We start from the raw sequence: 15793 nt of genomic DNA, 5'->3' as shown, positions 1-15793 counted from the left end.
AGCCGAGGTTCACGCCCGCATACGTGCGTGCGCGCCGTCGGCCCCGCGCGCCAGGTCGACGAACGCCGCCAGATAGTCGATGCCCTGGTCCGATTCGCGCATGCCGAGATAGATCTTCTTCGCGATGCCCTTGCGGCCCAGCTTGAGCGGCGCAATGGGCATGCGGTCCGCATACTCTTCCGCGAGCCAGCGCGGCAGCGCGGCGACGCCCCGGCCGCTCGCCACCATCTGCATCATGATGTCCGTCGTCTCAATCACCTTGTGCCGGCGCGGCACGACATTGGCCGGCGTCAGGAATTGCGTGTAGATGTCGAGCCGGTCGGTTTCCACCGGATAGGTGATGAGCACTTCAGACCCGATCTGTTCAGGCGTGACATAGTCCGCCGATTCCAGCGCATGGTCCTCCGGGACCACAAGAACCTGTTCGTAGTCGAACACCGGCACGAAGCGCAAACCCTCCTTTTTCAAGGGGTCCGGCGTCACCAGGATGTCGATGTCGAAGCCGAACAGCGCGCCGATTCCGCCGAACTGGAAACGCTGCTTCACATCCACATCGACGTCGGGCCAGCTCGCAAGATACGGCGAGACCACGCGAAGCAGCCACTGATAGCAGGGATGACACTCCATGCCGATGCGCAAGGTGCCGCGCTCGCCCTGTGCGTACTGCTTCATGCGCGCTTCGGCATGCTCGAACTGCGGCAACAGGCGATTCGCCAGACCAAGCAGGTAGTGACCCGCTTGCGTCAAGCGCATGGAACGGCCTTCACGCGTCCAGACCGCCGTGCCCAATTGCTGTTCGAGCTTCCTGACCGTGTGACTCAGCGCCGACTGCGTGAGATTCAGAACCTCCGCTGCGGCAGTCAGCGAACCTTGCCTCTCGACCTCACGCACGACGAGCAAATGACTGCGTTCCAGCATGACGCGCTCCATGAACAAATTTGATCCTTGTATGAAAACTTACCATTTTTATTCATACATCGGAAATTCTATCATCGTCGCTACCCACACTTTCAGGGACGACACCCGCGATGGTCACGACACACAACCTGGGTTTTCCGCGCATCGGCGCCGGACGCGAATTGAAGTTCGCGCTCGAGAAGTACTGGAAGAACGAAACGTCGCTCGATGAACTCAAGGCGGCCGGCGCGCAGTTGCGTGAACGTCACTGGAAAGAACAGGCGCGTCTGGACTATGTACCCGTCGGCGATTTCGCGTTCTACGATCAGGTGCTCGACATGAGCTTCACGCTCGGCAATCTGCCCGAACGCGTGCGGGACTTCCACGGCGACGCGCTGGACAACACTTTCCGCGTCGCGCGCGGCCGCTCGGCGGCGGGTGCCGAAGCGCCCGCCGGCTGCTGCGCGGGTGTCGCCGCCGGCGAGATGACCAAGTGGTTCGATACCAACTATCACTACATCGTCCCTGAGTTCGATGCGAACACGCACTTCAAACTCGATACGTCACATCTGGTCGAACAGGTTGCGCAGGCGCGCGCGCTGGGCGTGAATGTGAAGCCGGTCATCATCGGGCCGGTGACGTATCTGTGGCTCGGCAAGGCGAAAGACGACAGCGACAAACTCGCACTGCTGCCGCGCATCCTGCCGGTCTACGCCGCGTTGCTCGATCATTTCGCGGCGCAAGGTGTGGACTGGGTGCAGATCGACGAGCCGGCGCTCGTCACCGAACTGGACGAAGCATGGCGCGCTGCGTTCGTCACTGCCTACGATGCGCTGTCCGCCCGACGCGTGCGAGTGCTCCTCGCCACTTACTTCGGCCAGTTGCAGGAGAACCTTTCGCTCGCGAGCCAATTGCCGATCGACGGGCTGCATATCGACGCGATCAATGCACGTGAAGAAATCGAGGCCGCGGTCGCTGAACTGCCGGACACGGCGGTGGTGTCCGTCGGCGCGATCAACGGACGCAATATCTGGAAAAGCAACCTGAACGCGATCCTCGATTGGCTCGAACCGCTGCATCAGCAACTCGGCGATCGGTTGTGGATCGCGCCGTCCTGTTCGCTGCTTCATGTGCCGGTCGACCTCACTACTGAAGCTCAACTCGATGCCGAGATCAAGTCGTGGCTCGCTTTTGCGCTGCAGAAGCTCGGGGAACTGGAGGTGCTGGCCGGCGCATTGAATCATGGCCGTGAATCCGTCGCCGATGAGCTTGGCGCGAACGCTGCCTGCATCGAGAGCCGGCGTCGGTCTCCGCGCGTCAATAACCCGGCGGTGAAGGCGGCCATCGCAGCTATCGACGCGACGCTCGGCAAGCGTCAACACGGCTATGAAGAACGGGCGAAGAAGCAGGCCGCGATTCTCGGCCTGCCCGCCTTCCCGACGACGACGATCGGATCGTTCCCGCAAACCGGCGAGATTCGTCAGGCGCGCAGCCGGTTCAAGCGCGGCGAACTCGACGACGTCGGCTATCGCGCGGCGATGGAGCAGGAAATCGCCCGCGCGGTGCGCGAGCAGGAAGCGCTCGGGCTCGACGTGCTCGTGCATGGCGAAGCCGAGCGCAACGACATGGTCGAATACTTCGGCGAGCAGCTGGATGGCTATGCGTTCAGTCAGTTCGGCTGGGTGCAGTCGTATGGATCCCGCTGCGTCAAGCCGCCGATTCTGTTCGGCGATATCAGCCGTCCGAAGGCCATGACGGTGGAATGGACGCGGTACGCGGCATCGCAGACCAGCAAGCCGATGAAAGGCATGCTGACTGGTCCGGTCACGATCCTCAACTGGTCTTTCGTACGTGACGATCAACCTCGCTCGGTGTCGTGCCAACAGTTGGCGCTCGCGATCCGTCAGGAAGTCCTGGATCTCGAGAGGGTCGGCGTGCGTGTGATTCAGATCGACGAAGCGGCGCTTCGCGAAGGTTTGCCGTTGCGGCGCGCGCAGTGGAATGCGTATCTGCGCTGGGCGGTGGAATCGTTCCGCATCACGGCCAATGGCGTGCAGGATGAAACGCAGATTCACACGCACATGTGCTACTCGGAGTTCAACGACATCATCGCCTCGATCGCTGACATGGATGCGGATGTGATCACCATCGAGACGTCACGTTCGGATATGGAACTGCTGGATGCCTTCGATGACTTCAAGTATCCGAATCAGATCGGGCCAGGTGTGTACGACATCCATTCGCCGAACATTCCGAGTCAGGAACATATCGTCAATCTGATGAGGAAGGCAGCAGAGCGGATTCCGGCGGAACGGCTGTGGGTGAATCCGGATTGCGGACTGAAGACGCGTCAGTGGGACGAGGTTATTCCGGCGCTCAGGAATATGGTCGCGGCGGCGGAGACGTTGCGTGGTTCTTTGAAGTGAGTTCACAGCTGCCGTCAGGACGCGCGCCCCGCCTATGCGGGGCGCTATCCCTAGTTGGCTACCTCTCAAACCAACACGCGCTCTGCCTTCAAAGCTTTTCTTATATGCGTAATTTTATGGAGCGGTTGGAGCAGGGACTACACGACTAATCTGAACTGCGGGGAACGTTAACCCTTAGGCGAATGTCGAACCCTACCATCCGCCCGAACACGTCCCACGTGAAGCGCTCCACGCCGCGCGCAGGATGCGTTCGCTCGCTCAGCTGCCCCGCCGCATCCAGCCACCAGCGCGCGCCGTCCGGATGGTGCCACTCACGGCCCTGCTCGGTCGCACGCACCTGCGAGAACCGATTCCCTTGCGCGTCATACACATACCGGCGCAGCCGCTGCCTCGGATCCGTATGCGCGACGATTCTTCCGAGCGGATCGTATCGATAGCGATCCACTCCCAGCCGGCTATCGCTGCGAGTGACCAGGTTTCCACTGACGTCATATTCATATACCCGATATGCGTCTCGCGATGCCCCGCACGCCGCGCGGTCTGTTGCGCGAGCCGCCCTGCGCTGTCGTAGCTGAACGCATGATCGAGTCCGGGCGCAAATTCGATCCCGCTCAAGCGACTCGCCAGATCATGCGTGAAGCGGATCGGCTCATGCGTATCGATGCTCAGCGTGCGAGTCAATCCCGACTCATCGTACTCATGGCTCAGCGTCTGCCGGTAACACACGTCGCCATCCAAGCCACGCATCTCGCGCCGCTGCGTCTGCAACTGACCCGCCGCGTCGTAATCGTCGGTCAGTCTAACGTTCGCGAGTAAGACCGATCAGGGAGCAGCAGTTCGCGCAATGTGCTCGATGTTCTCATCCTCAAGAATCAGATAGATTTACTTTCGCATGCAATCAGTTTTTATCACCTGAACGCATTAAGCCTATTTTTATCTAATTCTAGCAAATCCAATATTTCCAATGCGGCCTCAGCGTGAGCACCATTTAGCTCATGGTATAAAAGCCACAATCCTTCCCTTGCCATACTATGGCATTCTTCGAGGATCGGACTTTTACCATTATTATCATCCGATAAATCTGATCCCGATAATATTTGATACAGAATTTCGAACACCATTACTTTGACTGAAAAACTATGCTTTTCAAGCAGGCTGGCAGCAAGCACCGATGTAACAGGAATTGCGGAGCTGAATAACTGTCCCTGAACGACAACACGATTTTCAATTTTCCAATATGCTGCATCCAATTCTTCATTCGAAATATCGTCTTTCAAAAACTCGTACAAGGCCAATGCTACACTTTCGGCGCTTCCAGTTACGTCATCGAAACAACTCCAATCTATTCTAGATATCTCTACCTCATAAGGCCTTTTCGACATCCCAAGTTCCACCGCTGTCATATGCAACATCTTCTGGAAATTGACCTCTACCATACTTATCTTGACATCGGACGCAAACAGGGATTTCAACTACTTCTAGTTCTCCTGTTTCTTTGTTGCGCCGATTTCCCTTTGCCTTTGTAGAGTTAGCATCATCTCCTAACTGGCGAGCCACATCATCCTCCGCACATCCAGTTGGATTTCTAGATCGCCCGCTCGTAATCTTACCGTCTTTATGTCCACCGGTATAAGTCGCAGAACGCCTTCCATACTTGCGTAAAAGCTCATCTCTCGCTTCTTCCGCCTTTGCTAAAGCCGAGGTGCTCGGCTGTTCTCCGCGTGAAATTTCCTGTGTGCATTTCTTTTTTTTCTTGCCGTTCTTCCTTCGTCTCTTTAATCCAAGTGGATCAATCCACCCCAAGACATCAGGCGCATAAGTATATGGATTCGCCGCACCGTTTAACCCGATGGGATCTTATGAAATGAAGGTGCCGCTGTTCGGATCAAAGTACCGATACCAGTTGTATTCACTTAGTTCGCCATGAATTTCCTCGCACATACTTCAAGATCGAATCCGATTCCGTCGGTTCATCAGGGAATCTCATTATTGAATCGAGCGAGCAGAAACCCGTAACGCTTGTCACGACATCGTCTATGTAATTATTGGCCTCCTCGGAAATTTGCTTGTCATTTTTTCCCGAATCCATCAGCAGTTTATAAACACATCCTCTCCGCCATTGAGTTTCAACCAATTTCATCAAGAACAGGTCCACGACTTCCTGCGATCCAGTGGACCAATTTTTCAAAATATCGTTCAAGGCGATCAACGCACTTTGATATCGATTGGGATCCATTTAGCCCTCCCAGCCAAGGCCGTTGAGCAAGGTTTGATACTCTGAGAATTTCATATCTCTTGCCGGATAGATCGAAACATGATCGTCATGGTCATTTATCCATGTCAAGCCTGCGGGCAGTTTATTGGTATCAAACACCGCGTCTACTTGTCCTTCGCGCAGATCATTGGGTATTTGACTAGAGCTTAAACCACATTTTCCTGTTGTGGACGGCCCTACCATATCATCCGGGCTCATTACATCTTTGAAGTCGTTATGCTTCGGGTTGCTGAATTCTGTTCTAGCGCCCTTCTGATTCATGTTTGGAGACCCTGACAACGGACTGGAGATAAAACTACCATTCTGTTTTTTCATTGCCCGAAATATTCTAATTAGGCCAAGGGGGGTCACTCCATGCAATTGTGTTTGGGGCAAATTGGTATGGATTGCCCCCTCCCCGCAGTCGAATCGGGTCTTGCGAGATAAACTGCCCAGTGCCCGGATCAAAGTACCGATACCGGTTGTAATGCAGCCCCGACTCTTCATCAAAGTACTGCCCCTGCAACCGAATCGCCTGCTCGACCTTCCGCGTTTCGCACCAATCGGCCCCGCCCGACACACTGTAGTGCGTTTCCCAAACGATGTCACCGTCCGCGCTGCTTAACCTGACCGGCGCACCATTCGGATCATTCTGATAAAAGTAAATCCGCTTGCAGGCCCCATCATCGACCTGCATCGCCAGGGGCTCAAAGCTATCCTGCCGATACACATAAAACCGCGCTTCACGCTCGCCGAGCGCCGACCGCCGCACCTCGCCGGCCATTGCATCGCCGTCCCACAGGAACCAGGTCCGCGCCCCTTCATCGCGATGCCTCTGCCCCGTCTCCGGCCTGACATCCGCCGCCTGCTTGCCGATACGCCGACCGAGCGCGTCATATCGATACACCCATCGCTCGTTTGCGGTGTTTTCGAACCCCACCATGCGCCCGAACACGTCCCACGTGAACCGCTCCACGCCCCGCGCTGGATGTGTGCGCTCACTCAGCTGCTCCGCCGCATCCAGCCACCAGCGCGCACCGTCCGGATGGTGCCACTCACGGCCCTGCTCGGTCGCGCGCACCTGCGAGAACCGATCACCTTGCGCGTCATACACATACCGACGCAGCCGCTGCCCCGGATCCGTATGCGCGACGATTCTTCCCAGCGGATCGTACCGATAGCGATCCACTCCCAGCCGGCTATCGCTGCGAGTGACCAGGTTCCCGCTGACGTCATATTCATACCCGATATGCGTCTCGCGACGCCCCGCCCGCCGCGCGGTCTGTCGCGCGAGCCGCCCCGCGCTGTCGTAGCTGAACGCATGATCGAGTCCCGGCGCGAACTCGATCCCGCTCAAACTTACGTTGAGTACGGGCGGCTTGTCATTGTCACCGAATAAATCAAAAGGGCTGCCATGTGCAGCCCTTCCCTATGGATCGTTATCTCTCAATCCAATCAACGACTCTTCGCTATAATACTTTCAGAGGCGTCAGTATTTTATCGAAACGCCAGATAAAACTCTTCAGGCTAGCTTATTTGCTGAAAGTCGTGACCAAAAAACAAATTTTCTAAACCACTCTCAACAGAATCTCCAATTAAGCAGAAATAGTTATCATACCCTCCATATAGAGCCCCAGATTCTGACAAAAAAAATGCCATGTGCTCAGAGAACCCATAACCTACTACGCACAAACGACCAATCGCCAGAGGTTCGTATAATTCACCAACCCATTTATAGTCCACCCAATCAGCCGGTTCCAACGGATTAAATACTGACTCATCTGATTCTTCAGATGAATATGCTTTGTGAGTGATCTTTAGATGCCCGAATTGTTTGAGGAAACCACGAGCCGCATCATGATAGAGATATCCACTTTGCTTTAAGATTGTAGCAAAGTATGCATCAGGATCAATTTTCCTATTGGGATGCCAGCCATTCTCTCTTAATAGCTTTTCGACTTGCAAATTGAAATGATAGCTCATCTTTTCATTCTGTTAAAACTTTCACGCCCCACGCCTTAAAAGTCTGAATGCAATTCTTGCATTTCGGCGCCGACTTACCAGTCTTAGTCCTGACAGTTGCCATCTCCAAGTCGTGAACAGAAGAACCTGATTTTAATGCTTTATTTATTGCTTCTATTTCGGCGCAGTTATTAATGGCCCACGGCTCCAAACTTTTTGCGGGCATTCTTGACGAAAGAACAGAAGCAATATTTGTTGGTTGGGTTCCGCTATGACCATAGAAAACCTCACCAGTCCTTGTGTTTCTGACCGCGGTTGTCATGGTCGGCACCCAACCACCACCTGCTGCGACTTCCGCAGCTCTCCTTCGAGCAAGCTCTAAGGCATTGACTGTTAGACCAAGCGGGTCAACCCAGCCAAAAATATTCGGCGCGAATCTGTGTGGGTTGATGCCCCCAATCAATCCAATCGGATCCTGACTAATGAACTGCCCAGTACCCGGATCAAAATACCGATAGCGGTTGTAATGCAGCCCCGACTCGTCATCGGAATACTGCCCCTGCAACCGAATCGCCTGCTCGACCTTCCGCGTTTCGCACCAATCGACCCCGCCCGACACACTGTAGTGCGTTTCCCAAACGATGTCACCGTCCGCGCTGCTTAGCCTGACTGGCGCACCATTCGGATCATTCTGATAGAAGTAAATCCGCTTGCCAGTCCCATCATCGACCTGCATCGCGAGTGGCTCGAAGCCACCCTGCCGATACACATAAAACCGCGCCTCACTCTCGATAAGCGCCGTCTGCCGCACCTCACCGGCCATCGCATCGCCGTCCCACACGAACCAGGTCCGCGCCCCTTCATCGCGATGCCTCTGCCCCGTTTCCGGCCTGACATCCGCCGCCTGCTTGCCGATGCGCCGACCGAGCGCGTCATATCGATACACCCATCGCTCGTTTGCGGTGTTCTCGAAACCCACCATGCGCCCGAACACGTCCCACGTGAACCGCTCGACGCCCCGCGCAGGATGCGTACGCTCGCTCAGCTGCCCCGCCGCATCCAGCCACCAGCGCGCGCCGTCCGGATGGTGCCACTCACGGCCCTGCTCGGTCGCGCGCACTTGCGAGAAGCGATCACCTTGCGCGTCATACACATACCGACGCAGGCGCTGCCCCGGATCCGTATGCGCGACGATTCTCCCCAGCGGATCGTATCGATACCGATCCACCCCGAGCCGGCTATCGCTGCGAGTGATCAGATTTCCACTGACGTCATATTCATAGCCGATATGCGTCTCGCGATGCCCCGCACGCCGCGCGGTCTGTCGCGCGAGCCGCCCTGCGCTGTCGTAGCTGAACGTATGATCGAGTCCGGGCGCGAACTCGATCCCGCTCAAGCGGCTCGCCAGATCATGCGTGAAGCGGATCGGCTCATGCGTATCGATGCTCAGCGCGCGAGCCAATCCCGACTCATCGTACTCATGGCTGAGCGTCTGCCGATAACACACGTCGCCATTCAAGCCGCGCATCTCGCGCTGCTGCGTCTGCAACTGACCCGCCGCATCGTACTGGTAGCTCAAGCTACCGAGCGTATCGGCGTGCTTCTGCGTCTCGCTTGTAAGCCGCCCGTCGAGGTCGTAATCGCGTTCAACGAGCCCATGCGCATTGCGCGCTTCGATCAACTGACCGCGTTTGTTATAGGCGTAGTGCTCGTCCTCACCGCTGCTCTCCGCGATGCGACTCACGATCCTTCCCAACGGATCGCAACGGATGGTCAACACGCGCCCGAGCGGATCTACCTTGCGCGTCAAGTGCCCCGCCGGATCGTAACCATATCTGCGCGCCTGCCCGAAGTAGTCGATCTCCTCGATCAACCGGCCCGCTGCATCGCGCTTCAAATGCCAGGTCTGCCCAAGCGGATTGCTCACGCCAATCAGCTGTTCTTCCGTATCGTAGTGATAGCGGGTGACGCTGCCGTCCGGATCGGTGCGCGTCTGAAGCTGCCCCTGTCCGTAATACGTGAAGCGCGTTTCCTGCCGCGCTTCGTCTTCGTAGCGGATGAGGTTGTCCTCGCCGTCATACTCGCAACGCACCCATGCCCCACTGGGAAGATCGCAGAGAATCAGACGGTCCTTCTTGTCCCATGCATAGCGGGTTGTTCCTTCGCCCGGCGCTTCACGGTGGAGCAGATTTCCGCGCGCATTGTGAGCGAAGTGCGTGACGCGTCCCAGTGCATCGGTCAGACTGGCCAGATAGCCATACGCGTCGTAGTTCAGCTTGGTGCAACGCCGCGCCGCGTCCGCCACTTGCGTCAGCTGCCCAAGCGCGTCATAAGTGAACGCGCTCGAGCACCCCGAGGGGGTCACCTGTTCGAGCAGATTGCCGCGCGTATCCCAGACCTGGCGCCACACGCCTCCTTCGGGATCGGTGATCGCGACCGGCCGATGCTGCTCGTCATACTCGGTCTGCACCACCGTGCGATCCGGCAGCCTGTGCGCGAGCAGGTTGCCATACCCGTCGTATTCCCATTCCGTTGCGTTGCCCGCGGGGTCGATCTCCGCAATCGTGCGGCCTTCGCCATCGTATTGATAGCTGCGCACGCCGCCCGCACCATCGATGCGCGCCACCGGCCATTGCTGCTCGTTGTATTGCAGCACCGTGAGGTGGCCCAGCGAATCCGTGAAGCGCGTCTCCAGATGCGCCAGGTCGTACTCGAAGTGGTAGTCGTACAGGCCGCCGTCGCCCCATGCGTGGCTCACGCGCCACTGGCCGTCGTCGTGCATCGCGTGGCTGTAGTAGAACGACAGGCCGTTGCGATCGGTATGCCTCACCATCTGGTGCTGCGCGTACTCGAAACAGTAGGGCGCGTCGTGCGCATCGAGCACGGCGCCCAGGTTGCCCAGCGCGTCTTGCTGGTACGTCACCAGCGGATGCACGCCGCCTTGTGCATCGTGCAGCGCGAGCGCCCCGAGACAGCCCGCGACGATTCCCGAAGCGGCACGCAGCTCGCGCCCCGTGGGACGGCCTCCCGCGTATTCGATGAAGCGCATCGAGACGCCGTGGTGAAGCGCATCGGTGCGCCGCTCGATATGCCAGGCGTTGCCATTCAGGTCGGCCATCCGGGATAACGGCAAACCCAGCGTCTGCCCTCGGTCCACGACCGGCACGCGCGCGTGCCAGTCGTCCGGCAGCAAGAACGCGTATTCGAGGCCCGCCCGCGTACGAATGCGCAGTTCGTCGTCTTCGATATAAAGCGCATGACCATGCTGGCGGTCATGCGTCCGCGCGGGCCATCCGCTTTCGTGCGGCATTTGATCGAACGCGGTGGCGTGATCGGCAAACGTGACCGCCGCGCTGTATTGCGCCTTCTCGTGCTCCTCATCGCGCAGCAAGTCCACGCGAATGTCGGCCGGACTGCGCCAGCCGCGGCCCAGCGTTCCCAGGAAGGCGTCGTGACTCGCGTAGTAGCGATCCCACACCAGCGGCAAGCGCCCGTCGATGGTGAAATCGTGCTGCTGCACCACCACTTCACCGGTGATCGAGTTGACCGGCTCCGCGTCGAAGATCACGCACTTGATGAAGCCCGACGGGAAGTTCTTGAACAGCCTTTTGGCCAGCGCCGAGCCGCGAAACGCCCTGAACAGTCCGGCCGCCATCGCCATCATGTTCATCACGGGCGGGCCGCCCACCAGCACGGGACGATCGGCCGGAATGGGCAGCATCGTGGCCGTAGGCAAGGACATGTACTTGCGTTCGGTATGCGCGCTGTTGTGCGACATCGGCAGCATGCCCGCGCACCAGCAGCTCAACGCCGGCAGCGCCTCGAACGACATCGGGTCGCCGTTGGCCAGCACGGTGCGGCTGCCCATGAACGACTCCGCATCCTGCGACGGTCCCCGTGCATCCGATGCGGCAAAGCCCGCGCCCAACGGAAAGTGCAGGCCCGGTGCATGGAACGTGTGCGTGCCCGCGGTCGCGCGCAGCAAGCCGTTGATCGTGACCGGCGCGCCCCCGCCGCCCGACCCGACGCGGCCGCCCAAGGCATCGCTCACCTTCCGCTGCAGCGCGTTCGCCGCTTTCAGCGCGTCCATGCCGCCTTTGACGACGTCGTTGTTCATGACGGCATCGACGGCGCCCAGGCCGGACTGAACCAGATCGCTTTGCATCACGCCGCCGACCTGCTCCTCGACGAAGCTGAACACGATGCTGCCCATGACCGCCAGCGCAGCATTCGCGTACTCGCGCAGATCCAGCACGACGCCCACGTGCGGGTGCGGCAGCGGAACCGGCGCGGGCGACGGCGGGAGATTGACCCAATGCACATCGATGCCGACCACTGGCGTCAGGTGGTTCACTGCCAGCATCGTCATGTCGCTTGCGTCCCGGTGCCTGCGTTATTGCAGTCGGCGTCGTGTTCCATCAGGCGGGCCGAAACTTCGGCGGGCTCCAGCGGCTGAACCGCCTGTTTCCAGTCGGTGCCATAAAGCGACCGCAGTGCGCCCTCCAGTTGACTGCGCCGCGTGTGCAGCCAGTCGATCCGCGCCAGCATCCAGGCGACCACGAGTTGCAGGTTGCTGTTCGCGCGCAACGCCGGATCGATGCCCATGCCGGCGTTCAGCGCGTTGAAGCCCGCGTCGAGCGCGGCCGCGCGTTCGCGTTTGCGATCGAGACACCATGCCTGCATCCGATAGGCCTCGACCAGCATGATGGCGTCGTTCTCCGCCTGCGCATACGGCGCCGCGCCCGCGTAGCAACGCGCTGCATCGAGATAGCGCTCGCCCATGACATGCACGCTCGCTTCGCCGAACAAGCCGTTGAGAACGAGCTTGTTTCCGGCGGGGGCCGCCACGGCGCGCGCCTGCTGCCCGGAAGCAGCCGCTTCGCGATAGGCATGCAACGCGTTTTCGGTATCGCCCCATTTGAGATACGCCGCGCCGGCCAGCAGATGCACGGTCGCGCTCTGATCGAACCATTGACGGCCGTTGCTCACGGCAAGCGCCGCCCCGCGCAAGCGTTCGAGGCGAGCGGGATCCTCATGCGACACGCTTTCCGAAAGTTCGACGAACAGCCGCCTGAACTGCCCCGACGTCCCACGCTCGCCCGATTGCGCGGCGAGTTCCCGAGGCAGCGCGTCCATCTGATAGCGTCCATGGATCACGCGCACGGCGTGAGCTTGCCGTTGCGCGAGGCCGTCGAGGAACGTCGGCTCGGTTCCGTAGAGCGTCAACCTTAGCCGCCGGGACAGATCGGCGTAAGCGCCCTCCAGCAATAGCAACAGCGTCTCGAGACATGCCGCGAACGCCTTGAGTTTGCTGATGCGCTCTGGAACGAGCACGAGCACCACGCCCGGAAACACATCCGGGTGATGCCGCATCAGACTGCCAAGCAGCGCGAGAAAATAAGCCGCAGCAGGCTCGCGGTTGCGCACGGGAGGCTGCCAGTCCGCGACAATCCCCGCCCTTGCGGACCCTTCGCGACGCGCGTCATAGAACCGGATGACTTCTTCGGCCAGAGCAGTGACGTACTGATCCGCGTCTTCGAAAGGCGCGCTCAACTCCAGCACGGCATTCGACAGTTCCCGTTGTCCCTGGAAGAACGTCTTCAGCAGTTCGATGTCGGCCGGATTGGCATGCCAGTAGAGCAGCCGCGCAGAAGGGTCGTGGGCGAAGCGAAGCCAGTCTTCATGCGCGGCCATCAGCCGGCGCTCTACCGGGTTGGTGGGTTTCCAGTCTTGCATGAGGCCGGCATCAAGGATTGAGCTTCAGCTTGGCGCCCTGAACCGTGTGTTCGCCGGTTGCGCTACTGGTGATGGTCGAGCCGTCGAAGGTGACGGTCGAGCCGTGGATCGCATGACTGTCCGTGCCCGTCGAGGTGATCTTGACGCCTGATATGGTGATGGTGCCGTCCTGCATCATCGTGATGCAGGACGCGCCGCACTGAAGCTTGATCTGCGTCGTGGACGTGAGCAGCACGTTATTGGTGACTTCGACCTCCTGGCCGTTCCCGACAACGAACTTCTGATGACCGGTCACGTTCACCGTGTGGTTATTCAGAAAGTCCGAGGTCTTGGCCAGGTGGACGGTTTCATGCTCCGCGCCGATAACCTCGGCCTCGCGATCCTTGTGCACCGTGAAGGTTTCCTTCCCCACCACCGTCGATGTGCGGTCCTTGCTGACCGTATGCGTCTGCTTGCCGGTGATGTCGGTCTTCTGATCCCCGCCAATGGTCAACGTATCGTTGGCCGTCACCTCGCGCTTGCGGTTGGCTTTGAGGGTGATGGTCTCGTCGTTCGTCACGGTCTCGGTGCGGGTGCCGGTGACTGTCGTAGTCTCGTTCCCGCCCACCGACTTCTCGCGATCCGCCGCAACCTTGTGCGTTTCGTTGTTCTTGACCGTCGTGTTCATGTCCTTCTGGGCCTGCACCCAGAGTTCCTCGCCGCCCTGCTTGTCCTCCATGCGGATGCCGTTCGCAGTCTCGACGCCCCCTTTCATCGAGCGGGACAACATTCCGCTTTGCGTTGCGTTGGCCGGCAGAGGCCAGGGCGGCATCGACTCCGCGTTATAGACCCGTCCCACGACGATCGGCCGGTCCGGATCGCCGTTTTCGAAGTCGACGATCACCTCGCTGCCGATACGCGGAATATTCACGCCGCCATAGCCGCCGCCCGCCCAGGGATACGACACGCGCACCCAGCACGACGAGTTCTGGTCCTTCACGCCCGAGCGGTCCCAGTGAAAGCTCAGCTTGACCCGGCCGTATTGATCCGTCCAGATTTCCTGGCCTGCCGGTCCCGTGACGATGGCGGTCTGCGGGCCGCTGGTGCGCGGCTTGGGATAGTCCTTGCGCGACGGCCGAAACGCGACCGTCGCCGGCTGCACCACAAACGAAGCCACGAACAGATAGTGGCCCGAGTTGCTGGTCTGATCCGGTTCGGACGCGACGACCCGCGATTCGATGACCAGATATTCCCGGTTCGCCGCTTCGTGCGGAAAGCCTTCGAGCTTGAAGGTCGTGCCGCAGACGATATCGCGCACGTTGCCCGAGCCGGAAGCGCGTTCTCCCTGCGCGCGCCACTCTTCCATGCGCAAGCGCGCAAACTGTTCACCGTGTGAGGGATCGGTGTAGTCGCCTGGCCATTCGTAGCGCTCGAGACGGTTGTGATCGGTTTCCAGCGGCAGCTCGTTTTGCTTGATCAGCGTGGCGCGCGGCTTCTTGAAGTCGAAATCATTGGTGGTGACACGCCCCGGTTGCAGACTGCCGTTGACTTCGAACTTGCTGATGTGTTCGGCGTCGGTCTTGTGCCCCGGAGGAAAGTACCTCAGCGTCTGATACGCCGGGCTCTGAACAGGCCGATGCGCGCCGACCTGATCCACCAGCACCATGCGATGGAAAGACTGGCTGTGCTCGAAGAACCAGTAGATGCCGTGCTCCGCCATCAGCCGCTGGATGAACGCGAAATCCGTTTCACCATACTGAACCTGGTAGTCCAGCACCGGATAGGATTCGGACAGCCGCATTTCATACGAGTACAGGTAGTTCTCGAACACCTCCTCGATTATCTCCACCACGGTCTTGCGCTGGAAGATCCGGTAGTCGGAGCGCTGTTCGAGCAGCACCAGCCAGGGTTGCAGGACGAGCCGATAGAGGCTCTGACGGTCGGACTGGCCCACGTAGTCCGCATGCGTGACGAGGCCGCTGATCTCGCGCACGCCCGCGCCGATATTGACCACGCTGCCGAGCCCCATGCCCTCCAGTTCGATGGACACGGTCAGTTCCTTGCCGATCATTGCGTTCCGGTCGAGGTTCGCCGCTGCCTGACCGGGCATCACGGAATCGAGCGGCGTGGCGCACTTGATGGTGTACGCATACAGCCGGGAAAGCACTTCCTCGCCCTCGATCGACCGCAAGCGCAACGCCGGTTCACCGGTTCCCGCGACGGGCAGCGCGGCCCCGCTCAAGGTAATCGTGCGCTTCGAGCCGAGCGCGCTCCCGGCGATGTCCGCCGCGCTGCGCTCGAGCATTCCACTATTCTGTAACCCGGCATTCGACACGATGAAACCTCGACAATCGATCTGAAGCGGAACACGCGGATTGCGTATTCAACCGACTGTCAATTTATCTTCGCGAGTGCCTGCGATATAACGCGATATTTCCTAATTCTTCGAAGGGCGCACTCTGTCAAGAACAGGCATCCGAATTAATTAATGCCGACAAGCATCATTAATTCGGATCAAGCTGTTTTAAAAAATCCAAAA

12 protein-coding genes are annotated in these 15793 nt (G+C 59.1%); 1 reads left to right on the top strand and 11 read right to left on the bottom strand.

The window, feature by feature from the left end; all coding sequences use genetic code 11:
• Positions 1-9: 9 nt before the first annotated feature.
• Positions 10-918 carry a LysR family transcriptional regulator gene (locus tag QCE83_RS26585; protein WP_309818335.1) on the bottom strand — a complete coding sequence of 303 codons (909 nt, stop codon included), beginning with the start codon at positions 916-918 and terminating at the stop codon, positions 10-12.
• 110 nt (positions 919-1028) lie between these two features.
• Between QCE83_RS26585 and metE the strand changes: the two genes are divergently transcribed.
• Positions 1029-3323, top strand: a complete 2295-nt coding sequence (gene metE, locus QCE83_RS26580; RefSeq protein WP_309818334.1) for a 5-methyltetrahydropteroyltriglutamate--homocysteine S-methyltransferase — start codon at positions 1029-1031, stop codon at positions 3321-3323.
• Between the two features lie 258 nt (positions 3324-3581).
• Here metE and QCE83_RS35175 read toward each other — a convergent pair whose 3' ends face one another.
• The 10 genes from QCE83_RS35175 to QCE83_RS26525 all read right to left on the bottom strand — a co-directional run bounded on the left by QCE83_RS35175 (position 3582) and on the right by QCE83_RS26525 (position 15559).
• Entirely contained in the window at positions 3582-4091 is a 510-nt protein-coding gene (locus QCE83_RS35175; RefSeq protein WP_404985627.1) for a hypothetical protein, read from the bottom strand.
• A 140-nt stretch (positions 4092-4231) separates the two neighbouring features.
• Positions 4232-4726, bottom strand: a complete 495-nt coding sequence (locus QCE83_RS26565; RefSeq protein WP_309818327.1) for a hypothetical protein — start codon at positions 4724-4726, stop codon at positions 4232-4234.
• Positions 4686-5126 (bottom strand): hypothetical protein, encoded by a 441-nt coding sequence (locus tag QCE83_RS26560; RefSeq protein WP_309818325.1) that lies wholly within the window; start codon positions 5124-5126, stop codon positions 4686-4688. The genes QCE83_RS26565 and QCE83_RS26560 overlap by 41 nt, the downstream gene beginning before the upstream one ends.
• Before the next feature lie 106 nt (positions 5127-5232).
• On the bottom strand, positions 5233-5559 hold the full coding sequence (locus QCE83_RS26555) for a hypothetical protein (RefSeq protein ID WP_309818323.1): 327 nt from the start codon (positions 5557-5559) through the stop codon (positions 5233-5235).
• On the bottom strand, positions 5560-5859 hold the full coding sequence (locus tag QCE83_RS26550; protein WP_309818320.1) for a hypothetical protein: 300 nt from the start codon (positions 5857-5859) through the stop codon (positions 5560-5562). It lies immediately after the preceding gene.
• 67 nt (positions 5860-5926) lie between these two features.
• A complete protein-coding gene (locus QCE83_RS26545; RefSeq protein ID WP_309818318.1) occupies positions 5927-6934 on the bottom strand; it encodes an RHS repeat-associated core domain-containing protein in 1008 nt (335 codons plus the stop codon).
• 170 nt (positions 6935-7104) lie between these two features.
• A complete protein-coding gene (locus QCE83_RS26540) occupies positions 7105-7560 on the bottom strand; it encodes an SUKH-3 domain-containing protein (protein WP_309818316.1) in 456 nt (151 codons plus the stop codon).
• Positions 7561-7564: 4 nt separating this feature from the next.
• Positions 7565-11908 (bottom strand): RHS repeat-associated core domain-containing protein, encoded by a 4344-nt coding sequence (locus QCE83_RS26535; protein WP_309818314.1) that lies wholly within the window; start codon positions 11906-11908, stop codon positions 7565-7567.
• On the bottom strand, positions 11905-13275 hold the full coding sequence (locus tag QCE83_RS26530; protein WP_309818312.1) for a hypothetical protein: 1371 nt from the start codon (positions 13273-13275) through the stop codon (positions 11905-11907). Before QCE83_RS26530 ends, QCE83_RS26535 begins: the two co-directional genes overlap by 4 nt.
• A 10-nt stretch (positions 13276-13285) precedes the next feature.
• Positions 13286-15559 (bottom strand): type VI secretion system tip protein TssI/VgrG, encoded by a 2274-nt coding sequence (locus QCE83_RS26525; RefSeq protein WP_309818310.1) that lies wholly within the window; start codon positions 15557-15559, stop codon positions 13286-13288.
• Positions 15560-15793: the final 234 nt, after the last annotated feature.

This window comes from Caballeronia sp. LZ034LL, assembly GCF_031451215.1.
GTDB lineage: Bacteria > Pseudomonadota > Gammaproteobacteria > Burkholderiales > Burkholderiaceae > Caballeronia.
The sequence above is the reverse complement of the archived record's forward strand: the minus strand, read 5'-3'. Positions and strand labels throughout refer to the sequence as shown.